Source organism: Empedobacter falsenii, from assembly GCF_019308355.1.
Classification (GTDB): domain Bacteria; phylum Bacteroidota; class Bacteroidia; order Flavobacteriales; family Weeksellaceae; genus Empedobacter; species Empedobacter falsenii_B.
Genome location: NZ_JAAGKM010000029.1, coordinates 1 through 24,818 on the forward strand (window position 1 = coordinate 1; position 24,818 = coordinate 24,818).

General features: G+C 30.8%; 22 protein-coding genes. 12 read left to right on the forward strand and 10 right to left on the reverse strand.

The genetic code is table 11. The annotated features are described in order from the left end of the window. Positions 1 to 233: 233 nt before the first annotated feature. A complete protein-coding gene (locus G0Q09_RS10960; protein ID WP_219034896.1) occupies positions 234 to 1,283 on the reverse strand; it encodes an acyltransferase family protein in 1,050 nt (349 codons plus the stop codon). Beyond that, positions 1,283 to 1,888 carry an IMPACT family protein gene (locus tag G0Q09_RS10965; protein ID WP_219034897.1) on the reverse strand — a complete coding sequence of 202 codons (606 nt, stop codon included), beginning with the start codon at positions 1,886 to 1,888 and terminating at the stop codon, positions 1,283 to 1,285. The genes G0Q09_RS10960 and G0Q09_RS10965 overlap by 1 nt, the downstream gene beginning before the upstream one ends. Before the next feature lie 190 nt (positions 1,889 to 2,078). Here G0Q09_RS10965 and G0Q09_RS10970 point away from each other — a divergent pair, with 190 nt between their 5' ends. Continuing rightward, positions 2,079 to 2,447: a hypothetical protein gene (locus G0Q09_RS10970; RefSeq protein ID WP_219034898.1), complete on the forward strand. Its 369-nt coding sequence runs from the start codon at positions 2,079 to 2,081 to the stop codon at positions 2,445 to 2,447. Between the two features lie 41 nt (positions 2,448 to 2,488). On the opposite strand, the gene ribD is transcribed toward G0Q09_RS10970, so the two are convergent. From ribD to G0Q09_RS11000, 6 genes are read right to left on the reverse strand one after another with little or no spacing between them, the layout of a single operon-like run. Then, a complete protein-coding gene (gene ribD / locus G0Q09_RS10975; protein WP_219034899.1) occupies positions 2,489 to 3,541 on the reverse strand; it encodes a bifunctional diaminohydroxyphosphoribosylaminopyrimidine deaminase/5-amino-6-(5-phosphoribosylamino)uracil reductase RibD in 1,053 nt (350 codons plus the stop codon). Positions 3,542 to 3,550: 9 nt separating this feature from the next. Further along, positions 3,551 to 5,413: a DUF349 domain-containing protein gene (locus G0Q09_RS10980; protein ID WP_219034900.1), complete on the reverse strand. Its 1,863-nt coding sequence runs from the start codon at positions 5,411 to 5,413 to the stop codon at positions 3,551 to 3,553. Between the two features lie 54 nt (positions 5,414 to 5,467). Further along, positions 5,468 to 6,205: a shikimate dehydrogenase family protein gene (locus G0Q09_RS10985; RefSeq protein WP_219034901.1), complete on the reverse strand. Its 738-nt coding sequence runs from the start codon at positions 6,203 to 6,205 to the stop codon at positions 5,468 to 5,470. Then, positions 6,202 to 6,879, reverse strand: coding sequence for a VTT domain-containing protein (locus G0Q09_RS10990; RefSeq protein ID WP_219034902.1), 678 nt, complete (start codon positions 6,877 to 6,879; stop codon positions 6,202 to 6,204). Before G0Q09_RS10990 ends, G0Q09_RS10985 begins: the two co-directional genes overlap by 4 nt. A gap of 10 nt (positions 6,880 to 6,889) precedes the next feature. Next, positions 6,890 to 8,200 carry a UDP-N-acetylglucosamine 1-carboxyvinyltransferase gene (gene murA / locus G0Q09_RS10995; RefSeq protein WP_219034903.1) on the reverse strand — a complete coding sequence of 437 codons (1,311 nt, stop codon included), beginning with the start codon at positions 8,198 to 8,200 and terminating at the stop codon, positions 6,890 to 6,892. A gap of 24 nt (positions 8,201 to 8,224) precedes the next feature. Further along, on the reverse strand, positions 8,225 to 8,962 hold the full coding sequence (locus G0Q09_RS11000) for a DUF4290 domain-containing protein (protein WP_219034904.1): 738 nt from the start codon (positions 8,960 to 8,962) through the stop codon (positions 8,225 to 8,227). A gap of 360 nt (positions 8,963 to 9,322) precedes the next feature. Between G0Q09_RS11000 and G0Q09_RS11005 the strand changes: the two genes are divergently transcribed. Continuing rightward, on the forward strand, positions 9,323 to 10,654 hold the full coding sequence (locus G0Q09_RS11005; RefSeq protein ID WP_219034905.1) for a metal-dependent hydrolase family protein: 1,332 nt from the start codon (positions 9,323 to 9,325) through the stop codon (positions 10,652 to 10,654). 188 nt (positions 10,655 to 10,842) lie between these two features. After that, on the forward strand, positions 10,843 to 11,769 hold the full coding sequence (locus G0Q09_RS11010) for an alpha/beta hydrolase (RefSeq protein ID WP_219034906.1): 927 nt from the start codon (positions 10,843 to 10,845) through the stop codon (positions 11,767 to 11,769). 24 nt (positions 11,770 to 11,793) lie between these two features. Here G0Q09_RS11010 and G0Q09_RS11015 read toward each other — a convergent pair whose 3' ends face one another. Further along, a complete protein-coding gene (locus G0Q09_RS11015) occupies positions 11,794 to 13,470 on the reverse strand; it encodes a PNGase F N-terminal domain-containing protein (RefSeq protein ID WP_219034907.1) in 1,677 nt (558 codons plus the stop codon). A gap of 73 nt (positions 13,471 to 13,543) precedes the next feature. Next, a complete protein-coding gene (locus G0Q09_RS11020) occupies positions 13,544 to 14,710 on the reverse strand; it encodes an acyl-CoA dehydrogenase family protein (RefSeq protein ID WP_115000948.1) in 1,167 nt (388 codons plus the stop codon). Positions 14,711 to 14,851: 141 nt separating this feature from the next. Here G0Q09_RS11020 and amaB point away from each other — a divergent pair, with 141 nt between their 5' ends. The 9 genes from amaB (at position 14,852) to G0Q09_RS11065 (ending at position 24,786) form a co-directional block, all read left to right on the forward strand. Next, complete coding sequence (gene amaB / locus G0Q09_RS11025; protein WP_219034908.1) at positions 14,852 to 16,381, forward strand: L-piperidine-6-carboxylate dehydrogenase; 1,530 nt, start codon at positions 14,852 to 14,854, stop codon at positions 16,379 to 16,381. A gap of 12 nt (positions 16,382 to 16,393) precedes the next feature. Beyond that, positions 16,394 to 17,683 (forward strand): L-lysine 6-transaminase, encoded by a 1,290-nt coding sequence (gene lat, locus G0Q09_RS11030; protein WP_219034909.1) that lies wholly within the window; start codon positions 16,394 to 16,396, stop codon positions 17,681 to 17,683. Positions 17,684 to 17,743: 60 nt separating this feature from the next. Next, a complete protein-coding gene (locus G0Q09_RS11035; protein ID WP_219034910.1) occupies positions 17,744 to 18,523 on the forward strand; it encodes an HAD family hydrolase in 780 nt (259 codons plus the stop codon). A 144-nt stretch (positions 18,524 to 18,667) separates the two neighbouring features. After that, entirely contained in the window at positions 18,668 to 19,420 is a 753-nt protein-coding gene (locus G0Q09_RS11040) for a GLPGLI family protein (protein ID WP_219034911.1), read from the forward strand. Positions 19,421 to 19,426: 6 nt separating this feature from the next. Then, complete coding sequence (locus G0Q09_RS11045; protein WP_219034912.1) at positions 19,427 to 20,152, forward strand: GLPGLI family protein; 726 nt, start codon at positions 19,427 to 19,429, stop codon at positions 20,150 to 20,152. A 14-nt stretch (positions 20,153 to 20,166) separates the two neighbouring features. Beyond that, a complete protein-coding gene (locus G0Q09_RS11050) occupies positions 20,167 to 20,916 on the forward strand; it encodes a GLPGLI family protein (RefSeq protein WP_219034913.1) in 750 nt (249 codons plus the stop codon). A 312-nt stretch (positions 20,917 to 21,228) separates the two neighbouring features. Further along, positions 21,229 to 21,984, forward strand: coding sequence for a peroxide stress protein YaaA (gene yaaA / locus G0Q09_RS11055; RefSeq protein ID WP_038336050.1), 756 nt, complete (start codon positions 21,229 to 21,231; stop codon positions 21,982 to 21,984). A 66-nt stretch (positions 21,985 to 22,050) separates the two neighbouring features. Beyond that, the gene (locus G0Q09_RS11060; RefSeq protein ID WP_219034914.1) at positions 22,051 to 24,369 is read left to right on the forward strand and encodes a hypothetical protein; all 2,319 of its coding nucleotides are present in this window, start codon (positions 22,051 to 22,053) and stop codon (positions 24,367 to 24,369) included. Between the two features lie 3 nt (positions 24,370 to 24,372). Then, positions 24,373 to 24,786, forward strand: a complete 414-nt coding sequence (locus G0Q09_RS11065; protein WP_219034915.1) for an SRPBCC domain-containing protein — start codon at positions 24,373 to 24,375, stop codon at positions 24,784 to 24,786. Positions 24,787 to 24,818 lie beyond the last annotated feature (32 nt).

The window sequence follows — 24,818 nt, forward strand, 5'->3', positions numbered from 1 at the left end:
CCAGTAAGAAACTGGGGAGTTATTATTGATCAATTTTTAATCCTATATCAAGAAAGGGTTAGACTCTAAAAAGTAGAACCTAACCCAAGCTTAATTTTTGAACTTACACACTTTAAGAGACAGTCCTCAAAAAAAATAAATTACTTAGATATTTTGATTGTTGTTTCAATTATTATTGTCACAATCTCAGTTATAATCAACTATTTGAATTAATTTTTTAGAAATACTCGCTACTACTTCACTTTATCTTTGATCCACTTCGCAACGGGTTTCTCAAAATATTCAAACGTTAATGCACTTAAAATTAAAGCAATTACGAAATAAATTCCAATTTTCTGAAAATCATTGATTTTCGGTAAATATTGATTTCCATATTTTATCACAATCATATGAATCATATAAAATGCAAAACTAATTTCACCTAAATAAACCAATGTTTTATGTTGAAGAATTCTCGAAAAGAAACCTTTTTGTAAAGCAAAAATTAGGACAATTCCAACCATCGGAATCCAATAATAAATTCCGTAACGAAAAGCTCTCGCAACATCATTGTGGAAGTAGAAAAAGATTGCCAAAACAGCAATTGCAGCGATTTCTATTAAAGTTCCTCTCGAAAAATTGATAGGCGTATCTTTTATCTTTTTATAGATTTGACAGGTAATAATTCCTAAAATAAAATCGAAACTGCGAACAATTGGATTGATGTAAAAAATCGCTTTTTCCAATTTCATATTTGTTCTGAAATAAGGTTCTGCAAAAATAATAATCGGAATAATTAGTAATAAAATATATTTCAGTTTCGGGAATTTATGCAACCAAATCACATAAAAAGGAAACATCAAATAGAAAAATAATTCGGTCGAAATACTCCAGGAAACGTTATTAATAGAGAAATAAAAATCTTTTACCGGAATATAAGATTGCAATAAAAATAAGTTCGCACCTGCAATATCCCAATGAAAATAACCTTGCCAAACATTGATGATAACAAATGGTAACATGACACAAAAGGTTAGGACATGAAGTGGATAAATTCGAGCAATTCGCGCGATATAAAACTTCTTTTTATCAAAATTTGGATTGTCGATGACTTTCTTTTCGTAATTAAGCGCTATAACAAATCCGCTTAAAATAAAGAAAAAACCAACACCAAGATAACCTTCGAAAAAGACGTTATTTTTTAGATAATTATACCAAGCTAAATCAGTTTTTACAAACGTTAAATGGCTTAAGAAAACGACAAAAGCAAAGAAAAAACGTAAAGAAGTTAAGCTATTTAGCATTAGTCAATAATTTTAATTTCCATTTGATAATATTCGTCAAACATGCGAATAAATTCTTCCAATTTACTTTCTCTTACTGAAATTGTAAACATACATTTATCAGAAAAATGTTTGTCTTTAATTTCTCCAGAAATCCGATAGACATTGCGTTCTACAATTCCTTGTTGATCATAGTTAAAAACCATTTTCACACGTTTTGAAACAAATTTTTCTACAATATTTGCTTCTTCTAACACAACTTGTGCCGCATATTTATAGGCTTTTACCAAACCAGGAATTCCTAATTTTGTTCCACCAAAATAACGTACAGAAACAATTAAAACATTGGTGATTTCGCTTGATAAAATTTGATTATAAATTGGTAAACCAGCCGAACCATTTGGCTCACCGTCATCATTTGCACGATGATTTTTACCATCTATACCAAGAGCGTACGCGTAACAATGATGATTTGCATCGGGATGAATTTCGCGTAATTGATCCAAATAAATTTTGATGTCATCTTCATTTTCAATTGGATAAGCAAAATTAATAAACTTACTACCCAATTCTTTGAAAATTACATCTTCCACCGCTTTCTCGATTGTACGATAATTGTCCGTCATGTTGTATTGAAAAGTAGCGCAAAGATAGTTTAAATAGTACTTTTAAAGAAAAAAGGTTTTATATTTATGAATGATGAAAAAATTTAATATAAATGAAAGCTTATTTATTTTTATTCATACTAATGTGTTCGAGTATTCTTTTTGCCAGAGTATTTCAAAGAAGGAATTTAAAAGGATCATTAATAATTCAATGATAGATTATAATTATAGAATTATTACAGATAATCAAGATAGTATGTTTTACAAAACTGAAAATCTGAAGATTTATAATAGTTCAATTGGAAAATCTAAATTTCAATTTCGTCGTACAATAGAATTTAGATTTTTGAAAAATAATAAAGTAAATTTAATTGATTGCCAAAATTGTAATGAACCATCATTTTGCTATGTAACAAAAAAACAAAATATTTTTAATTATAAAATTGATAATGTTGGTGGGAAATTAATATTTAAGCTACAAAATAAATTTTATAAAATGAGTTTTCTTGTTGAATCAATAAATAACATAGAATTTGAGAAGAATAAATTTTCTGAAATAATTATTAAACGAAAATTTTAATAAATTCAAATAAATCATAAATAAAAAAAGAACCTTAAAATCTAAGGCTCTTCAATTTCTATTCTATTTTCGAAAATATTTAATTCATCATTCAGAAAACGATGTTTTTCAGTTCGTGTTCCTTTCAGTCGAGGAGCTAAAATTCCTTCATTCCAAATAGTATCCGAGCTCAAAATTCGTGCTTCATCCCACAAATCAGCATCAATAAAATGTCGTATGGTATCACTTCCACCTTCAATAATTAAGGATTGAACATTGTTTTCGTATAAATAATCCATCACTTGTGGCAATATTTTTTGCGTAAAATCTAATTGAACAAGTTCTAAATTTTCTTCAGAACAATTTTCAATCGAATTGAAAATTACAGTAGGTTGTGTTTGATCAAACAAATGGAAACTTCTCGGAATCGCTAAGTTTTTGTCAATCGCAATTCTCAACGGATTATTTCCTTTCCATAATCGTGTGTTAAGTTGTGGATTATCAATCAAAGCGGTGTTTTTTCCAACCAAAATAGCTTGTTCTTCCGTTCGCCATTTATGTACTAACTGTTTTGTATATTGGTTTGTAATCCACAATTGTACATCATCACGCCCCATGTATCCGTCTTCTGTTTGCGCCCATTTTAAGATAATATATGGACGTTTTTTCTGATGAAATGTTATAAAACGCTTATTGAGTTTGATACATTCTTTTTCCAAAACACCAAGCGTTACATCAACACCATTTTTCAACAAACGTAAATAACCTTGCCCATTTACTTTCGCAAAAGGATCTAAAGTTCCAATTATGACTTTTGGAATTTCTTTTTCTATAATCAAATCCGCACAAGGAGGCGTTTTTCCGTGATGCGAACAAGGCTCTAACGTAACATATAACGTAGATTCTTTTAATAATTCTTGATTTTTAACCGAATTAATAGCGTTCACTTCGGCGTGCGGTCCGCCATATTCTGACGTAAAACCTTCGCCTATAATTTTGTTGTTATGTACAATAATAGAACCAACAAACGGATTAGGATATGTTGTTCCTAACCCGTTTGTTGCAATTTGTATACAACGAGCCATATATTGCTCATCGATAGATTGTTGTGTCATGCCTAAAAATTATGCATTAAAATCAATATTGAATAATGTTTTCAGTTTGATTTCTGCTTCAATTAATTTTTTACGTTTATCGTCAATTTGTTTGTAAACGTCTTTTAATAAAGGATTATTCTCATTTGCATTCGAAAAGAAATGTACATTATTATCCAATTGATTGATTTCTTTTTCTAAATCCTCAATTATTTTACGTGTTTTTCTAATCTCGTCATCCAATAAATTTCCATTATTTCCAGATTTTACTTTATTGACAAATGATTTCAACTTATAATCGTTCAATTCATTTTTAGAAAGATTTAAAGCATCTAATTTTTTGTGGTAAACATCTGTAAATTCTTGATTGATTGAAATTTTTTCTGATGGAACTTTTCCTAAACTTGTCCAATTATGTTGGATTTCTTCTAGTTGTTTCAACGCCTCTTCTTTGTTTTCAGAAATCGTTTGATTTTTGAAATCGTCTAAGAAAGCTTGTTTCTTTTCTAAATTTTGTTCCATTTTTTGATTCGCTTGTTCGTGACGTTTTTTGTAACGATCAAAGAATTGATTACATGTATCTTTGAATTCTTTCCAGATTTTGTCTGAATTTTTTCTTGGAACATGTCCAATTTTTTTCCAATCATTTTGGATTTTTTTAATCACTTGTACAGAAGCATTCCAATCCGTGCTTTCCGTATGTTGTTTTGCAATTTCTAACAAAGCCAATTTCTTTTCAAGATTCAGTTGTTGCTCTGATTTTAGATTTTTATAGAAATCATTTTTGATGTGATTAAATTGTCTTGTCACTTCTTTGAAAGCTTCCCAAGTTGCAGAATTTTTATCTTTCGGAACACGTCCAATTGTGATAAAGTTCTCACGCAAAGAGTTTATTTCAGAAATAGCTTTTTGCCAATCGCCATGCGATTTTGTTGTTGCTTGCTCAGAAATTTCTTTGATACGAGCGATAATTTGATTCTTCTTTTCTAAATTATCTTTTTGCTCTTGTTTTATTTTTTCATTCAATTCCCCTTTACGGTCATGAATTTTATTTGTTAATTCTTTGAATTTTTGCCACGTTGGTTCGCGCAAATCTTCTTGTACAGGGACGGCTTCTTCTTTCCATAAACGATGCAAATATTGCAATTCATTCAAAGCTTTTTGCACGTTTTGCTCTCCAATTAATTCTTCTGCACGTTTGATAATCGATTGACGAACTTCCAGATTATGTGCATAATCCAATGTTTGCAATTCCTTATTCATATCCAAATATGTGTAGAAATTATCTAAGTGGAAAAAATAATTTTTGAATACATTTTCAGCATTTTTGCTCGGAATTCTTCCTGCATTGTGCCAACGAGTTTTTAACTCACGAAATTTCTTGAACATTGCCGCCGAAGAATCACTTGGTTCTTGATACAAGGCTTTCAATTCGTCAATAATTTCTAAACGTTCCTTTAAATTATCAGATTCCTTTTTTTCGTTTTCTTTATGAAAAACTGCTAATTGATTTTTAAAATCGTTGTAAACAGCGTTAAATTTTGCTCTAAAAGATGTTTCGTATTTAAAATCTAATTCATCACCACCTTCACTTAAGAAAGCTTCTTTTTTTGCAGCTTCATCTTCTTCTAATTTAGTTTTGAATGCATCACGAATTTGATTAAAATGCTCGCGAATCTCTTGAACATCATATTTGCTTAATAGATTTTTTGCTTCGTTAATCAAAACATCAAAACTAAATTTTTCGTAATCTTTGAACGAAATATCGCTTATTTTTTCTTGGTTCGTTAACTCTACCGTTTTGTAAGATTCCGTGTTAGAGTCGTTTGTATTTGCAGGTTTAGGTAATTGTTCTCCGTCTGCATTTTGCAGGTTATCCATTTCAGTATTCATAAGAAATTAAGTTTTGTTTCTCAAATCTAATAAAATTTGAGGACAATATCAAGTCTATTTTGTACGATTATTCCAAATTTCCCAAGCTTTTTCGGCTTGTAGAACCAACATTTCGTGACCATTTTTTATTTTGGCTCCATTTTGTTGACCATTTTCTAAAAATTTTGTCAATGGTGGATTGTAAATCAAGTCGTACAATAAATGATTTTCGTTGATAAATTGGTAGGGTAGAAGTGGAGCGATTTCAGTATTTGGAAAAGTACCAGCTGGCGAACAATTCACAATAATTTGATGATTATGAATGATTTCTTTATTTAATTCATCATATGAATAATGATTTTCAGTTTTTGTTCTTGAAACTATTTTATATTCAATTTTCAATAAATCAAGAATATAAAAAACCGCTTTTGCAGCACCTCCATTTCCTAACACCAATGCTTTTTTATGATGAGGTTCTAAAATAGGTTCTATCGAATGATGAAAACCATAACAATCTGTATTATGCCCGATTCGTTTTCCATCTTGTATCAAAACTGTATTAACCGCACCAATTGCTTTAGCTTCTGGTGATAATTCGTCCAAAAATGGAATGATTTCTTGTTTGTAAGGAATTGTAACATTAAAGCCCACTAAACCTTCGGTTTCGAATACTTTTTCTACTTCATCGATTTGCTGTAAATCAAAAACATTGTAGACAGCGTCTACAATGTTTTCGTTTTTAAATTTTTCAGCAAAATAAGATTTAGAAAATGAATAGGAAATATTTCTTCCGATTAATCCAAATTGTCTCATTCTTCTGTTTTATTTTTATTGAATTGAGCTTTCACAATTCGGATAATCAACGGCATATTCGCCAATAATATAATTCCGAAAATGAATTTCTCTAAATTATTTTTTACAATGTCAAACTGACCTAATGTGTGTCCCAAAAGAGAAATAACACCAACCCAAAGTACCGCGCCTATAAAACTATAGGTAATAAATGTGCGATAATTAAGGTTTGTAACACCGCAAATAAATGGAATTATTGTACGAACAACAGGCATAAAACGAGCGATAATAATTGCTTTTTTACCATTTTCGTTAAAAAATTCTGTTGCTTTTTCGATATGTTTCTTTTTAAGAAACCACGAGTCTTTTCGTCCTAAAATCCAGCCACCAAATTTTCGTCCAACATAATAATTTACGTTATCACCAAGAATTGCTGCAACCATCAGTAATGGAATAATATATTCGATATGCAAATGGTTTTGATCATCGCTTGCTGCAATCATTCCAATCGAAAAGATTAGTGCATCTCCAGGTAAAAAAGGCATTAAAAATGACATGATAATTAAGCCTGTTTCAGCAAAAATTATCAAGAATAAAATAGCATATATCCAATAACCGTAATTATTGATAATGTCCATTAATACCTTGTCTGGGCGTTGAACAAAATTAGTGATAAACTCAATAATAGATTGCATTTTTTATTTTTTAAGCTCTAATTATATCAGCTCCAATAGCACGTAAACGTACATCGATATCTTCATAACCACGGTCAATTTGATCGATATTATGAATAACAGTTTTTCCTTTTGCAGAAAGGGCAGCTATCAATAAAGACATACCAGCACGAATATCTGGAGAAGTTAATTCGGCTCCTTTTAAAGGAGTTTCGTGATTAAGACCAATAACAGTTGCGCGATGTGGATCACATAAAATAATTTGCGCTCCCATATCAATTAATTTATCCACGAAGAATAAACGAGACTCGAACATTTTTTGGTGGATCAAAACGCTTCCTTTTGCTTGAGTGGCAATTACCAAGATAATTGATAATAAATCTGGTGTAAATCCTGGCCAAGGCGCATCAGAAATTGTTAAGATAGAACCGTCAATAAAACGCTCGATTTCGTAATGTTCTTGTGCTGAAATATAGATGTCGTCATCACGACGCTCTAATTTGATTCCTAATTTTTTGAACACATCTGGAATAACACCTAAATTCTCCCACGAAACATTTTTGATTGTTAATTCAGATTTTGTCATGGCAGCTAAACCAATCCATGATCCAATTTCGATCATATCTGGTAAACATGTATGTTCAGTTCCGCCTAACTTCTCAACTCCTTCAATCGTTAAAAGATTCGAAGATATTCCAGAAATTTTAGCACCCATTCGGTTCAACATTTTACACAATTGTTGAATGTAAGGCTCACATGCAGCGTTGTAAATAGTTGTTGTTCCTTTTGCTAAAACTGCAGCCATAATAATATTTGCAGTTCCTGTTACAGAAGCTTCTTCCAATAACATATAAGAACCTTGCAATCCGTTTTCGTCTACTTCTACACCGTAGAAATCTTCGTCTGGATTGAAGCGATATTTTGCTCCTAACGCAAAGAAACCTTCGAAGTGCGTATCTAAACGACGACGCCCAATTTTATCTCCTCCAGGTTTCGGCATAAAAGCTTCTCCGAAACGAGCTAAAAGTGGTCCCATTAACATGATTGATCCACGTAATGCAGCACCATCTTTACGAAATTGTTTTCCTTTTAAATAATCTAATCGTAATTCGTCGGCTTGGAAAGTAAAATCTCCTTTTCCATTTTTTTGTGTTTTTACGCCTAAATCACCCAAAATTTCAATCAAACGATTGACATCTCGGATGTCTGGAATATTTTTAACACGAACTTGTTCATTGGTTAATAAAACCGCACATAAAATTTGTAGTACTTCATTTTTAGCACCTTGCGGAGTAATTTCTCCTTTCAAAGGTTTCCCTCCCTTTATTTGAAATGTAGCCATTTAGTTGTATTAAATAGTTTTGATTTAACCTTTATTGTTTCGAACGTTTTGGTTTCGATTGTTGTTATTTTGATTATTTCGGTTATTGTTGTTTTGACGATTATTCGAATTTTGGTTATTATTTCGATTGTTGTTATTTTGATGATTACGATTATTGTTTTGGTAACTTCTATTGTTTTGATTGTTGTTTGAATGATTATTATTCGAATTTAAACGATCAGGAGAAACCAAATGATCATCAACTTTTCTCAAATCAATTTTACCATCAGATAATTCGTACAAATGATTAAAAATAACTTGATCATCAACAGTATCTTTATTCCAAAGTAAATAACATTTTTTCATGTGATTGGCAATCGCAAAGTACAAACCTTCGCGTTTTTCGCCTTCTTCCCACGTTACAGCAACATCAATCATTTTACGAATATTGTTTCCGTAATATCTGTATTTATAGATGCTTTTTGGATATTCTACTTTATTTGGTTTACTATTTACTGTATCTTTTTTTGTCGGAATTGAATAAGGAGATTTTACATCCAAATCAAATTCTGCCATGATAAAAAGTTGATCCCAAAGCTTGTGTTGAAAATCTGGTACATCGCGCAAGTGAGGATTTAATTCTCCCATTACTTCAATTATAATTTCGGCAAATCCGTTGCGTTCTGTTTCGTCTGTTATTGTTTTACAATGATTTACCATTTCTTGAATATGACGACCATATTCTGGAATAATCAATTGTGAACGAAGTGTATTATATTCCATTAAATTTTCTAATGTATTGGTTACAAATTTACAAAATTCTATCCGATTATTTGGGTAGAAAAGGTGTATTGATTGCTAATTTTTTATTAAATTTTATTCCTTAAAAAAACGATTATAGTCGGAAGAAGATAAGCCGTAAAACAAGATTTTGTCTATTTAATTCAAAACAGTTAAAAATCTTTATCACCAAGGAAAATTAAGTTAAAACCTTTTGGTTGTCAACAAATATAGTATTTTCTTTTAATAAAAAGTAAATTTGGGTTTTTGTTTGAATGATTTAAATGAATATATTTTTAATTTAAACTTTATCCTCAAATTACACTCATTCAACGTATCTTTAGGGCAATTAAACAATAAATTATGAAAATAAAGTCGATAATAGCACTTTTTTTTCTCGCTACCACTTTTACTTTTGCTCAAACAAAACAGATTTTAATTGAAAATGTTAGAATTATAGATCATCAAACTCAAGCATTAACATCGCCGATGAATGTTTTGGTTTCTGGGCAAAAAATTGAAAAAATTAGTTCTGCAAAAATTTCTTCACCTAATCAAGATGTTGTAAAAATTAATGGAGGAGGAAAAACGTTGATGCCAGGTTTGATAGATGTTCATGTACACATGGTATTTGGTTCATTGACGATGGCGCAAATGATGTCGCCAGATATGTCCGAAGAAATGTTAATGAATAAGGTTGGCGAAGCTTCCCACAAAATGTTGATGCGTGGTTTTACGAGTGTTCGTGATGCTGGTGGGCCAATTTTTCCCTTGAAATTAGCCATCGATAAAGGTAAAGTTGCAGGGCCTAGAATTTGGCCTTCGGGTGCAACGATTAGTCAAACAGCTGGTCACGGAGATTTTAGAACTCCTGATGAACGTTCGCGTCGTTTTTTTGGTAAAGCATCTCGTGCAGAGGAATTAGGAGCTACTTTTATTGCTGATGGAAGAGATGAAGTTTTGACTGCAACAAGAGAGAATTTACGTTTTGGTGCGAGTCAAATCAAATTAATGGCAGGTGGAGGAACGTCTTCTGCTTATGATCCGATTGATGTTACACAATATACTTTTGACGAAATGAAAGCTGCAGTTGATGCTGCTGAAGATTGGGGAACGTATGTAATGGTACATGCCTATACGCCGAGAGCTGTGCAACGTGCTGTGGAAGCAGGAGTGAAGTCAATTGAGCATGGTCAAATGTTAGATGAAGAAACATTAAAAATTCTTGCCAAAAAAGGAGTTTGGTTAAGCCTTCAAAATTTGATGGATAATAATGAAAACATGGACGAGCAGCGAAAAGAAAAACGTAAACCAGTTTTGGATGGTCAAGATAAAGTTTGGCCTTTAGCAAAAAAACTTGGTGTGAAGCTTGCATGGGGAACGGATTTCTTGTTTGAACCTGAGTTGAATGATGATCAAAATAGTTACATATTACGTCTTCAAAAATGGTTTACAAATGCCGAAATTTTAAAGATGGTTACGCAAGATAATGGAGAATTGTTGCAATTATCTGGTTTAAGAAGTCCATATCCAGGGAAATTAGGCGTTGTTGAAGAACAAGCTTTAGCCGATTTGATTTTGGTTGATGGAAATCCGTTGAAAGATTTATCATTAATTGCTAATCCTGATAAAAATTTTTTAGTGATTATTAAAGATGGACAGATCTATAAGAATACAATTAAAACTAAAAAGTAAAATTATCGTACATCATAAAAAAAACGAGGTTAATTTTTATTTTACCTCGTTTTTTTAGTTGTAAAAATTAGAAATTTTAGATCTTATTTATTAGCTTGAAATTTGTTGAAAAAGTCAATGGTTTATTTATAAAAAATATTGATTTTGAATGAGTAAAACTGTAAATTAATAATTAAATCTTAATAAAAATGTCAATACTAGAAAATATTTATTATAGAGTAATTCTTCCAGAAGATGAGATTAAAGCAACACTGATAATTGTCCATGGTATGCAAGAACATAGTGGGCGATATGAGAATTTTGCAAAGTATTTGACGGACAAAGGAATTCTAGTTTTGTTATATGATCATTTAGGACATGGAAAAACAGCGAAAATAGAAGAAGATTATAGTTTTTTTAGTTTAGATAGTCCAACAGAAAAACTGATTGAAAATACTAAAATTATGGTAAAATGGTTAGAAGATCAATATCCTTTATTACCACATTTTATTTTGGGGCATTCAATGGGATCGTTTATAACACGTTGCCTACTTCAAGAATATGGAAATCATTTTGATGGTGCTATAATTATGGGAACAGGAGGTAGAATTCCTGGAATTAAATTATTGAGTAGTTTTTTAAGTCTTCTAAATAAATTGATTCCTCATAAAAGAAGTAAATTACTTAATATTATTTTTTTAAAATCAAATAATAAATATTTTAAAAATGAAGAAAATTTTTATGAAACTAATTGGCTTAGTTTAGATGAGTTAAATCGTTTAAATTTTCTGAAAGATCCTCTTTGTGGAATACCTTTTACTGTTAATGGTTTTTATACTTTGATTAATTTAAATATACAAGCAACAAAAAAGAATTGGACAAAAGCTATACCGCAATCTTTACCTATTTATTTTGTGAGTGGAGCAGATGATCCAATTGGTGATTTTGGTAAAGGAGTTTTGCAATCGTATAAAGATTTAGAGCAAAATGGTTTTGAAAAAGTTTCAATAAAATTATATCCAAACTTGAGACATGAAATATTGAATGAATCTATTAAAGAGCAAGTTTATCAAGATATTGTAGATTGGTTAACGGTTTTGATAAATCATAAAAAAATAGAGCAAAAAGACGTTTAATAAATCTTTTTGCTCTAAAAAAAACTATTCTCCTAAAAGAACACCAGAAACATTCCAATAACTGAAACTATTTCCTTCAGGTTTTCCTTGCGGTATTTTTACTTGTATACTATGTTTTCCGGCTTTTAAATTGCCTAAATCTATGAAGTATGGATTTGTGATTGTTCCAGGACACCAATTAGAACGGCTATAATCTGATGATGATAAACCATTATCAAAATTACCAGAAGCAGGATTATAAGCGCGATACGAACCACAATCTTGTCTCCAAGGAACTATATTAAATACTTTTTGTCCATCAAGAAAAATACTATTTTCTTTTGGAACAAACTCATCTCCATTTTCCCAACCGCCATGTCCAGTTGTTGTAAATCTTAATTTAGCATTGTTGTAATCTTCTTTCAGCGTGAATTCTACCGTAAAACCATTCGGATTTTCGAATAAAGTAGGGTATTCTTGTCCAGCCATTTCCATCACATTTGCAGTGTTGAAAATTGGTAAAGCCTTTTTAATTGGCATTGTTGTAGAACCTGATGGATGAACAGAAATATTGGCAGAAATAATATGTCCGCCTTGATCATAATTTCCAATAAAGAAACCGATTAAAACCTCTTGATTAGATAATAAACCTTGGAATTCTGTGATTTCTTGACGATATTTTGCTTCGGTTTCCCAAGTTTGATTTTTTAATTGAATATGATTGAATTTTTTGATTCCAAAAGGTGTGAAAAATCGCATTAATTCTATCGTTGGTGAATAATTTTCAGTTAAAAAATAACCTTGATATTTTTTATTATTTGCTGATGTATAAATTGGTAATTGATTGATTCCTTTTTGTAAACCATCCATAAATGTAATTTTAGAATCACGTGGAATCAAAAATACAGAACCTGTTCTATCGTAAGCATCACCATTTGATTGTTGCGAAACATTTAAGAAAACTTGGCTTCCTACTTTAATTTGAGGAATTTTAATTTTTCGAATTACAACAGTTCCATTTGCAAAGCGATAAATTGAATCATTTGACGAAAAATCTTTACTAAAATTAACTTGTTGATGTGATAAAAGCGGAATATCGACAAATTTACTTTTCCAAATAATATCTTTATATGTCAATAAATCAACTCGATTTTGATGCAATTCTTTTTGAATAAATTGACTTGGAATCAAATCTTTTTCACGTTCTATTTTTGAAGCTCGAATGGTTGAATTATTATTTCGAGTAAGTTCTAAAACAAACCCCAAATTCATTCCAACCATTGTTGGTGAGGCATTCAAATCCATATTGTCAACAAACCAAACGTCTATTGTATTCGAATTGATATTTGTCGTCGCCTTTTTACAACGTAAACCTAAAATTCGTTTCGTTTCTTTAGAAATTGTGAAAACAGATTTATTAAACGCAACCGAATCATTTGTAATGATAGAATTAGTCGGATCAAATTGTGTAATCAAGGAAATAATTGATGGATTTGTTTTGGTATAATAAAACATTTCATCAGGATAATTTGATGAATAACTAAAACTTTGTTGCTTTCCAATAACTGTTTCTTTTGTATTAGCAATAACTTGTATGGGGTTATTTTCTTCGACTTTTTTTCCATTCGAAAAGCGTTCATACGTAATTTTGTAGGTTTCCTGCGCATCAAGAATAATAGCCTGAATACAAAAAATAATAAGTAGAATTGATTTCAATTTCATGTGTGATAAAATAAAAAAGGTTTACAAACGAATTGTAAACCTATAAAATTATCTGATTGTATGGAAAAATATCTTACACAAAAGCATTAATTCCTGTCACATCTGCGCCAGTTATTAGTAAATGGACATCATGTGTTCCTTCGTAAGTGATTACAGACTCAAGATTTGCAGCATGTCGCATCATAGGGAAATCGCCTACAATTCCCATTGCACCAATGATTTGTCGTGACTCTCTCGCAATATCGATAGCCATTTTTACATTATTTCGTTTTGCCATTGATATTTGTTCAGGCGTTGCTTTATTTTCGTTTTTCAGTGTTCCTAATCGCCAACATAACAACTGAGCTTTCGTTATTTCTGTAATAAATTCAGCTAATTTTTTCTGCTGTAATTGATAAGAAGCAATCGGTTTTCCAAATTGTGTTCGTTCTAATGAATATTTTAAAGCTGATTCGTAACAATCAATTGCAGCACCAATTACACCCCAAGAAATTCCGTATCTAGCAGAATTTAAACAAGATAATGGTCCGCGTAAACTACTCACTTCTGGTAAAATTTGAGATTCTTCAATCTTCACATTTTCGAAAACTAATTCACCTGTTTTTGAAGCTCTTAATGACCATTTATTCAAAGTTTCTGGTGTTGTAAAACCTTGCATACCGCGTTCTACAATTACACCACGAATTTTTCCTTCTTCATCTCTTGCCCAAACAACTGCAATATCACAAATTGGTGAATTTGTAATCCACATTTTTGCTCCATTTAAGATATAATGATCACCATTTTTTGTTAAACGAGTTTCCATTCCGCCTGGATTTGAACCATGATTTGGTTCAGTTAATCCAAAACTTCCAACGAATTCTCCTGAAGCTAATTTTGGTAAATATTTGCGTTTTTGTTCTTCTGATCCAAAAGAAAAAATTGGATACATCACTAACGAAGATTGTACTGATGCAGCAGAACGAACAGCCGAATCGCCGCGTTCTAATTCTTGCATGATTAATCCGTACGACATTTGATCCAAGCCTGCACCTCCATATTCTTCAGGAATATAAGGTCCTAAAGCACCAATTGCACCTAATTTTTTCATTAAATCTGGAATATCTTTATGATGTTGCGCGGCATCATCTATCACAGGTTTTATTTCGTTATCCACAAAATCTCGAACAGATTGACGAATTAATTTATGTTCTTCGGTTAATAAATCATCAATCTTAAAATAATCTGTAGTTGAATTCATTTTATGCGGTTTTATTTTATTAAATCTAACGATTATTCATTAAATTAAAAATTATTCTGAATAATATTTATTAAAAATTTTAATTTATGAAACTTTTGACTAATTTAGGTAAAAGTTAAAAACACAAAATAACACAAAAAAATGATAGAAAACGAATTAAAAGAATTAGGTATTTCTTCCGAAAATCTTGGAACATCAACAGGAAATACTTGGTTTGGAAAAGGTGAAGAGCTTTCTTCTTACTCGCCAGTAGATGGAAAATTGATTGGAAAAGTAAAATCATCAACAAAAGATGATTATGAAGAAGTGATAAAAGAGGCACAAGTTGCTTTCAAAGAATGGCGAATGGTTCCTGCTCCGAAACGTGGAGAAATTGTGCGTCAATTTGGAGATAAACTTCGTGAGAAAAAAGCTTCCTTGGGAAAATTGGTTTCGTACGAAATGGGAAAATCCTATCAAGAAGGTTTGGGTGAAGTGCAAGAAATGATTGACATCTGTGATTTTGCAGTTGGATTATCGCGTCAATTATATGGTTCGACAATTCATTCGGAAAGACCTTTGCATCGCATGTACGATCAATATCATCCGCTTGGAGTTGTCGGCGTTATTTCTGCCTTCAACTTTCCAGTTGCTGTTTGGTCTTGGAATACGTGTTTAGCGATGGTTTGCGGTGATGTTGTTGTTTGGAAACCAAGTGAAAAAACGCCTTTATGTGCAGTTGCATGTCAGCATATTTTAGCAGAAGTTTTAAAAGCAAATAATATTTCAGAAGGAGTTTCTTCTTTGGTGATGGGCGATAAAACAATTGGAGAATTGATTGCACAAGATTCCCGTGTGGCTTTGGTTTCTGCAACAGGTTCTACGCGAATGGGAATTGAAGTGAATAAAGTTGTTGCAGCTCGTTTGGGTAAAACAATTTTAGAATTAGGTGGAAATAATGCGATTATTGTTACACCAGATGCTGATCTAAAAATTATGTTGACTTCGGCTGTTTTTGGTGCAGTTGGTACGGCTGGACAGCGTTGTACAACAACAAGGCGTTTGATTGTTCATGAATCGATTTATGATAAAGTAAAAGAATCGTTAGTAAATGCTTACAAACAGATAAAAATAGGTAATCCGTTGGATATAGCAAATCATGTTGGACCGTTGATTGATAAACATGCGGTTGAAATGTATTCAAAAGCATTAGAAAAAATTAATGAAGAAGGAGGAAAGATTATCGTTGAAGGAGGAATTTTAGAAGGAAATGGTTTTGAAAGCGGTTGCTATGTAAAGCCTGTTATTGCTGAGGTTGAGAATCATTTTGAAATTGTTCAACACGAAACTTTTGCTCCAATTTTATATTTAATCAAATATTCTGGAGATGTGTTAAATGCAATTGAAATTCAGAATAATGTGTCGCAAGGTTTATCGTCTTCTATCATGACAAATAATCTTCGCGAAGCTGAATTATTTTTGAGTCAACAAGGTTCTGATTGTGGAATTGCAAATGTAAATATCGGAACTTCTGGTGCTGAAATTGGTGGTGCTTTCGGTGGTGAAAAGGAAACTGGAGGTGGACGTGAGTCGGGTTCGGATGCTTGGAAAGCGTATATGCGACGACAAACGAATACGATTAATTATTCGACAGAAGTGCCATTGGCGCAAGGAATTAAGTTTGATTTTTAAAAAATTACAGAGATGAGTACAGTACACGAAAGATTAGCAAAACATATATTGGCAGATGGATATCCGATTGTAATGGATATGGACAAGTCGTATGGATCCTATGTTGTAGACGAAAATGGTGTTGAATATTTGGATTTATTTTCGATGTTTGCTTCGACGGCGATCGGTTATAATCATCCACATTTGATGTCTAAAATTGATTTTTTAGGTCGAAATGCAGTCAATAAACCTGCTATGTCAGACATTTATACAAAAGATTACGCAGATTTAATTGATACATTTGAGCGTGTTGCGATGCCAAAAGAATTGCAATATTTATTCTTTATTTCTGGAGGAACATTGGCAGTAGAAAATGCACTAAAAACGGCTTTTGATTGGAAAACAAGATTAAATTTTTCGAAAGGAATTGAGAAAGAAGCAAGTGATGTCATTCATTTTAAGCAAGCGTTTCATGGACGTTCTGGTTACACATTATCGCTAACGAATACGAAAGATCCTCGTAAATACGAATATTTTCCAAAGTTTGATTGGCCAAGAATTGAAAATCCAAAACGAATTTATCCTGTTACAGAAGATAATTTATGCAAGGTTGTTGAGGCTGAAAAACGTGCGATTGAACAAATTGAAAATGCTTTAGAAACACGCAAAAATAAAGTTGCTTGTATTATTATTGAGCCGATTCAAGGTGAAGGAGGAGATAATTATTTTCGAAAAGAATTCTTTCAGAAATTGAGAGAAATTTGTGATAGAGAAGAGATTTTATTGATTTTTGATGAGGTACAAACAGGAATGGGAATGACTGGTAAAATGTGGGCTTTTCAGCATTATGATGTGATTCCTGATGTGATTTCGTTTGGAAAGAAAACACAAGTTTGTGGAATTTTAGCGAATAAAGAAAAGTTAGATCAAATTCCGAATAATGTTTTCAAGGAATCAAGCCGTATTAATTCGACTTTTGGTGGAAATTATATCGATATGTTGCGTTTCAAATTAATTTTAGAAGTGATTGAACAAGAAAAATTAGTTGAAAATGCGGAAGAGAAAGGAAAATATATTTTATCAAAATTGAATGAAATCGCAAAAGAAACGAAGAAAATTCATTCGATTCGTGGATTAGGATTGTTCATTGCGTTTGATTTTTCATCAGATTTGGATCGTTCAGAATTCATCAAAACATGTTTCGAAAATCATATGATTATTCTTCCTTGTGGTGAAAACTCGGTGCGAATGCGTCCTCATCTCAATATTTCCGAAGAAGATACCAATAAAGCAATAGAAATTATTAAATTAGCATTAAAATAAACAGCAAAAGCAACCAAACAAAGGTTGCTTTTTTAATTTTGTAAAAGATAAAACTAAAGTATGATAGATTCTTTTTTCTTCGATTTTGACGGAACATTACAAGGTTTTGAAAACCATGAAATCAGTGATTCGACAATCGAAGCGTTGAAATTATTGAAACAAAAAAACAAAAAAATATACATCGCAACAGGACGAAATATGGTGGATATGCCTGAGCATATTTTTGATTATGGTTTTGATGGTTACATCAATAATAATGGAGGAATGTGCTCCGACGAAAACCGTCAATCATTTTTTGTAGATTACATCAACCCTAATGATATAGAGGCTTTGTTACAATATGATGATGAAAATCCTTTCTCATTTTCGTATATGACGAAAGAAGCGTTTAGTATCAATCGTGTGAATGAGAATGTAGAAAAATCGTTTGCTTATTTTGGAATGGAACTTCCAGAAGTGGTTGATCCTCGAACTTTGCCGAAAGATAATATTATGCAAATGAATTTTTTTGTGAACGAAGAACAAGAAGATTATTTGATGAAAAATGTGTTGACAAACAGTGTAGGAACACGTTGGATAGAATATTTTGCTGATATAAATCCGAAAAATATTAGTAAAATGCGTGGAATAGAGCGAATGGCTGAACGCGATAATTTAGATTTAACTAAAACAATGGCTTTTGGTGATGGTGGTAACGATATTAGTATGTTGAAAGGTTGTAAAATAGGTGTAGCAATGGGCGATGCGAAAGAGAATGTTCGTGAAGCGGCTGATTATTATACAACTTCTGCAGATAATCACGGAATATGGAATGCGCTGAAACACTTTGAGATAATTTAGAAACTTATTTTAATTTATATAGAAAAAAAACCAACTTAGGTTGGATTTTTTTCTTTTCACAATGTTGTGTTAATTACGTGTTCTATTGTTGTAGAATTAAAAAATAAAAATTATTTTAGAGTATTAATTATAAACTACAACATAATGAAACAATTATTATTAGCTGGATTTTTACTTTTTTCGAATTATGGTTTTGGGCAAGAAAAGCTTATTGTCGATTATAAATACGATATAAAGCATGATGAAGAAAAAATAAAGGAGTTTGAAAGAGAGCAAGCACAAAAAGGAGGAGGTACAATAAAAATTGGAGGGGCTCCAAATATTTATTATCAATTAGAATATAGTGATCATCAGTCCATTTACAAAAAAATAGAAACCATTAATAATAATCAAAATGGTAGCTCTATGGGGGCTTTTTCAATTAATATTGGAGGAGAATATAAAGATCTGATTAATGAAACAAGTAAGAAAGAGTTTCGTCAAGAAGTCGTTTTAGATAAACAGAATTTTATTGTGGTTACACCATATAAAGATTATGAATGGAAAATTACAGATATTGAAGATACGATTTTGGGTCACAAAGTAAAAAAAGCTATTGGTAATGATAAAGGCAAGCAAATAGCAGCTTGGTTTGCGCTAGATATTAAGGTTGATGCAGGGCCAAATCAAGTGAATGGATTGCCAGGTTTGATTCTGAAAACGGTGAGCGAAACGGGTGGTAAATTTGGTTCGATTATGACTTATGAAGCGGATAAAATTAACTTAAACCCTAAGAAAATGTCTAAAACTAAACCTATAAAAGGTGAAGAAATAACACAAGAAGAGTTTAAAAAATTGCAAGATGAATCTCGTCAAAAAATGAGAGAATCTTTTTCGATAAGAGTGGACAAAAAATAATTTTAAATGAAATATTTAGTAATTTTCATTAGTTTTTTTTGTAATTTAGTTCAAGCGCAAGAAGCTCTAGAGATTGAATATGAAGAAGTTTTTATTCCTAGAATTATAGGAAAAGATGGGAAGGAAGAAAAATTGGATGATGATTTTATAAAAGCACTTTCTGTTCCAAAAAATTATGTACTACAAATAGAAAAAGGAAAAAGTGTTTTTTCTAAGATTGAGAAAATTAATAATTCTCAAGGGAATGCGTTAGTTACGATGTATGGTATTTTTTCGTATAATTTTGAACAAGATTTCAATCAAAATAAAATGAAACAAGAATGGATGATAGAGAATAAAAAATACCTTGTAACTGATACCATTTCGACACATTATAAATACGAATTAACGCAAGAAAAATCTACTTGTTTGGGTTTTGATGTTAAACAAGCAGTTGTAAAATATGATGACAATAATAAATCAATTATTTGGTACGCACCAAGTTTACCCAAACGTTTTGGTCCAAAAGAGTTCATTAATCTTCCAGGTTTGGTATTAAAAGTAGAATCTATTCGAAATGGAATTATTGATCCATCTTATTCTTTGAAAGCAACTTCTGTTACAACAAAAGATCATTTAGAATTTAAGAAATTATTCAAGGCTAAGGAAATTTCTAAAGCCGAATTTGAAAAGCTGAAAGCTGATTATAACCAACAAAGTTCGAATGAAAATCAAGGAGTAGATAAAGATTAATCTAAATAAAAACTATGAAAAAATTACTATTGATTGTATTAAGCAGTTTGTGTTATTTTGTAAATGCTCAAGATGTTTTAGAAGTAGAATATGATGTATATACAGTATATGACGCAAGTAAAACTCAAGGTTCAGTTACAATTGACAACCGCAAATTGAGTAAAGATGAGACGATTAAGTATTTTACTGAACAAATGAAAATTGCTAGACCTTATGTTTTAGTAACAAATAAAACCGCTTCTAATTATAATCAAAAACCAACACTAAATGGTGGAAATTCAGTAAGCTATAGTAGTAATCAAGGAAATGGATTGTATTATAAAAATTTGCTTGAAAATTATTATATGCACGAATCAGTTGGTTTTGGAATGGATCGAATTATCAAAGATTCTATTCCTAAAATTAATTGGACTATAACACGCGACAAAAAAAAAGTCTTAGGCTTTGATGTTCGTAAAGCAACCGCAAAAATCAATAAAGAAGAGCTTACAGCTTGGTTTGCTACTTCCTTGTCTTTTCCTTCGGGACCAGATAAGTATATGGGATTACCTGGTTTGATTTTAGAATTAGAAAGAAAAACAAACGACGATGCTGATATGGTTATTACGTACAAAGCAACATCTGTAAAAGAAGCGAAGAAAAATGTAACAATAAATCAACCAAAGAAAGGGAAAATTGTTGATTTCAAAACGTATAAAGCAGAAATGGATGCTTTTTTTAAGAAACAACAAGAAATGAATAACCAAGGAGTGGATAAAAATTAAGTTTATAGTATAGAGAACAATAAATAAACCAACCAAAGGAAAACAGATAAGTCAAGCCGATTTTGAAGAAATGGTTGAAGAAGAAAACCGAAAATTTAATGAAATGTTTTTACAAAAATAAGATACGAAAAAAGGATTTCAATTGAAATCCTTTTTGATATTAAGTAATAGTTATTTGTAATCTGTGAATATTTTTAATCAATATAATTACACTTTTTCTAAAGCAAACAATTCTTATCTTTGTTAAAGAAGAGTTGAATTAGATTTTATTCTAACAGAATACTTTTTTTATTAATTAAGATTTTTTGATACATGAAAATATTACTTTCGCCAGCGAAGATGATGAATTTGGAAACGAATGCTAAATGGAGAGCAACAACACCTCAATTTTTAGAACATTCGCAAAAAATTATGGATGTTATGAAAGAGATGAGTACAACTGATCTTGAAAAATTAATGAAAATTTCGAAAGATATTGCAGAAATGAATGTGGAGCGTAATCAGGTTTGGAATGTTAAACCTACTGCTAAACAAGCTATTCCAGCAGCTTTAGCTTTCAAAGGTGAAGTGTATAGAGGTTTGAATGCTGAGACGTTAAACGACGAAGCACTTGATTATTTCAATAAACATGCATTTTTGTTATCTGGGCTTTATGGAATGTTGCGTCCTTCGGATAAAGTAATGTTGTATCGCTTGGAAATGGGTTCGAAATTAGATGTTCATGGTTCGAAAAATTTGTATGGTTTTTGGAAAGAAATTTTGACACCTTTTCTAAATTCGAAACTAAAAAAAGGAGAATTTATCTTAAATTTAGCAAGTAATGAATATGCTAAAGTTTTGGATAAAAAATCGTTAAAAGTTCCGATGATTGATGTAGAGTTTCAAGATTACAAAAACGGTGAATTGAAAAAAATCATGATGTATTTTAAACATGCTCGTGGTGCAATGGCGCGTTATTGTGCAGAAAATAAAGTTGAAACTTTGGATCAAGTGAAAGCATTTGACGTGGATGGTTATCGTTTTGATGAGAACCTTTCTACCGAAGAAACTTTGGTATTTACAAGATAATGACTAAAAAAAATAATAACTTGAAGACTGCTTTATTAGTAGTCTTTTGTTATTTTTAAATCATATATGAAAGAAAATTTTATCGATAAATTACCCATCAAAATTATTTACTCGTTCCAATCGCTGATTGAAGAATTAGAACGATCTGAATACAACTTTGGAGAGTTTAAAGCTTTTTTAGAATATCTGAAAGCTACTCGACCAGAGTTGATTGATGGTGTTGAAACATTTGAAGATTTTCAGAAAATTATTAAAGATGTTGAGCCAATTATTGAGAAAATTATTCCTAAACCATTTGTAAAATATAATTTAAAAGCGATAACTTTTCCTTTTTCTGACAAATTTATTTTTGCAACAGATCGACTTAAAGAGTTGATTGATAATAATGAATCACGACTAAAATTCAATTTTGAAGATTTAGATTATGATACATTATATAAGTTTTGTTGTTGCTTCATCTTATCGAAATATTATCATAAAAATTTAGATTTTAATCTATCAAATCAGTTGGTGATAGACAATCAAAATGGCTACAGAATTTATCTTGGGACTGATATAAACCATGATTATTTTCGTATTTATCCATCCGAAGATAAATTTAAATTGACTGAAGATGAAATTGAAGAGTTGTTGAATAATTATGAAGATACAGCTTTGTGGATGAGAAAAATTCCAATTGGATCGTGGATTGCAAAAGGGTTTAATCTTGTTTCATTTTTTGATAATACGACTGAAATTGCACTTTCTAACTTAAAATCTAAATTATTATCTTATGGGGAACCTTTTAATATTGTTCGAAATGATATTATTTCTGCATTAAAATCTATTTTTAGAATCAATAATTTAGAAGTCGGTTTTTCAGCTTATAATTCCGATAAAAATCAATTAGAAATTAGTCATTTATTACAATTGAATGATAGTTTACTGATTGATAATCATAAAAAAATAAAACTGAATGAAGTTTTTTGTGCTGATTTAGAGAACAAAATATCGAAATCAGATTATTATGTTGTTTCTAATATTGACGCAGCTTTGGACAAGTTTCCACAAGATAAAATGTTGAGAATGGCAAATGAATCTGGTCTGAAAAGTTTGATTCTTTATCCATTGAAAAACGGAAAATCTCATTTAGGTATTTTAGAAATAGGCTCGAAAGAAGCTGGAGTTTTCAATCGAATTAATGCAAACCTTTTACGCGAAATCACGCCTCTTTTAGAAGAATCTATTTATCGCTATACGGTAGAGTTTGAGAATCAAATCAATGCTTATATACAAACCGAATATACCTCGTTGCATCCAAGTGTAGATTGGAAATTTAGAGAAAAAGCTCGCGAACATATATTGCATCCGGGAAATACAAAACAAAAATTGCAGATCTCTTTTCAAAATGTATATCCAATTTATGGTGAATTGGATGTGAGAAATTCGTCAGTGATTCGAAATCAATGTTTAAAAATGGATTATACTAATCAGATTAATTACTTGATTTTGATTTGTAACGAGTTATATAATCGTACAAAAAAGAATAAATTTTTGGATTATAGTGACGATTTGACTGATTTTTTGCAACGAATAGATAATGTAGATAAAATCTATTTCGAAAGCGAATTATTTGATTACATTACGTTGCATATTCATCCTGAAATTCCCAAATATGTAAAGGACAATGAGAAATCAATTATCGAAGAATATCTAAAAAAGTTAGATTCTACAACGGGATTATTTTACGTAGAACGCAAAAAATTTGACCAAACAATTGTAATGACAAATTCACTTTTGTCGAACAAATTAGACACTTTTCAGAAAGATGCTCAAGATGTATTTCCGCATTATTACGAACGTTTCAAGACAGATGGAATTGATTACAATTTGTATGTTGGGCGAAGTATTGCGCCGTTCAAAAAATTCTCCTATCAAAATATTCGAGAAATTAGATATTGGCAACTACAAGCGATGATAGCCTTGGAACAATCTTACAAAGAAATTCAGAAAAAAACACCATTAAAAGTTGAGGTTGCTTCGTTGATTTTTGCAACGAATACCACTTTAGATATTTTGTTCAAATTAGATGAGAAACGTTTTGATGTTAATGGATATAACAATGCAAAATATGAAATAATCAAGAAAAGATTGAGTAAAGCTTTTGTGAAAGGAACAAATGAACGAATCAATTTGCCACACAAAATTTGTATTATTTATACCGAAGATATCCTAAAAGAAGAATACTCAAATTATATCAATTTATTAATTGATAAGAAATTTTTGAAAAAAGATGTTGAATATTTGGAAATTGATGATTTGCAAGGTATAAGTGGTTTGCAAGCAATTAGAGTTTCGATTAATTATAAAAATAAACTCGAAAAATATACAAAAATAGAAGAATAAAGAATGGAAAAAGATGATGTATTGCTTAATATTTCGATAGATAGTACTGTCGAAAATATTTGGAAAATTTTGACTGATGAACAAGCGTTTAATGAATGTTTTGAAAACATAAAAATGACTTGTAACGATTGGAAAGTAGGAGAGAAGATAAAGTTTGTATCACAAAAAAATAATGAAACGTTGATAGATGAAGCCTTGATTACATCAATTATGGAGAATGAACGTTTGCGATATAATTATAAAAAACAAAATACAGACCATGAGATTGAAGTAATTTTTAATCTAAAATCTTCGGGTAATTTTACTTATCTATCAATTGAAGGAAAAGATTTTGCGGATGATTTTGAACGCTCACATTCAGAGAATGCGTGGATAAATATGATGCAAGCAATCAAGAAATATGTACAAAAAAAATAACCTTCAAATTTTTGAAGGTTATTTTTTTATAT

Coding starts and splice junctions, on each gene's coding strand:
- G0Q09_RS10960 (WP_219034896.1), bottom strand. CDS start 1,283: ATGCTAAATAGCTTAACTTCTTTACGTTTTTTCTTTGCTTTTGTCGTT.
- G0Q09_RS10965 (WP_219034897.1), bottom strand. CDS start 1,888: ATGACGGACAATTATCGTACAATCGAGAAAGCGGTGGAAGATGTAATT.
- G0Q09_RS10970 (WP_219034898.1), top strand. CDS start 2,079: ATGATAGATTATAATTATAGAATTATTACAGATAATCAAGATAGTATG.
- ribD (WP_219034899.1), bottom strand. CDS start 3,541: ATGACACAACAATCTATCGATGAGCAATATATGGCTCGTTGTATACAA.
- G0Q09_RS10980 (WP_219034900.1), bottom strand. CDS start 5,413: ATGAATACTGAAATGGATAACCTGCAAAATGCAGACGGAGAACAATTA.
- G0Q09_RS10985 (WP_219034901.1), bottom strand. CDS start 6,205: ATGAGACAATTTGGATTAATCGGAAGAAATATTTCCTATTCATTTTCT.
- G0Q09_RS10990 (WP_219034902.1), bottom strand. CDS start 6,879: ATGCAATCTATTATTGAGTTTATCACTAATTTTGTTCAACGCCCAGAC.
- murA (WP_219034903.1), bottom strand. CDS start 8,200: ATGGCTACATTTCAAATAAAGGGAGGGAAACCTTTGAAAGGAGAAATT.
- G0Q09_RS11000 (WP_219034904.1), bottom strand. CDS start 8,962: ATGGAATATAATACACTTCGTTCACAATTGATTATTCCAGAATATGGT.
- G0Q09_RS11005 (WP_219034905.1), top strand. CDS start 9,323: ATGAAAATAAAGTCGATAATAGCACTTTTTTTTCTCGCTACCACTTTT.
- G0Q09_RS11010 (WP_219034906.1), top strand. CDS start 10,843: ATGTCAATACTAGAAAATATTTATTATAGAGTAATTCTTCCAGAAGAT.
- G0Q09_RS11015 (WP_219034907.1), bottom strand. CDS start 13,470: ATGAAATTGAAATCAATTCTACTTATTATTTTTTGTATTCAGGCTATT.
- G0Q09_RS11020 (WP_115000948.1), bottom strand. CDS start 14,710: ATGAATTCAACTACAGATTATTTTAAGATTGATGATTTATTAACCGAA.
- amaB (WP_219034908.1), top strand. CDS start 14,852: ATGATAGAAAACGAATTAAAAGAATTAGGTATTTCTTCCGAAAATCTT.
- lat (WP_219034909.1), top strand. CDS start 16,394: ATGAGTACAGTACACGAAAGATTAGCAAAACATATATTGGCAGATGGA.
- G0Q09_RS11035 (WP_219034910.1), top strand. CDS start 17,744: ATGATAGATTCTTTTTTCTTCGATTTTGACGGAACATTACAAGGTTTT.
- G0Q09_RS11040 (WP_219034911.1), top strand. CDS start 18,668: ATGAAACAATTATTATTAGCTGGATTTTTACTTTTTTCGAATTATGGT.
- G0Q09_RS11045 (WP_219034912.1), top strand. CDS start 19,427: ATGAAATATTTAGTAATTTTCATTAGTTTTTTTTGTAATTTAGTTCAA.
- G0Q09_RS11050 (WP_219034913.1), top strand. CDS start 20,167: ATGAAAAAATTACTATTGATTGTATTAAGCAGTTTGTGTTATTTTGTA.
- yaaA (WP_038336050.1), top strand. CDS start 21,229: ATGAAAATATTACTTTCGCCAGCGAAGATGATGAATTTGGAAACGAAT.
- G0Q09_RS11060 (WP_219034914.1), top strand. CDS start 22,051: ATGAAAGAAAATTTTATCGATAAATTACCCATCAAAATTATTTACTCG.
- G0Q09_RS11065 (WP_219034915.1), top strand. CDS start 24,373: ATGGAAAAAGATGATGTATTGCTTAATATTTCGATAGATAGTACTGTC.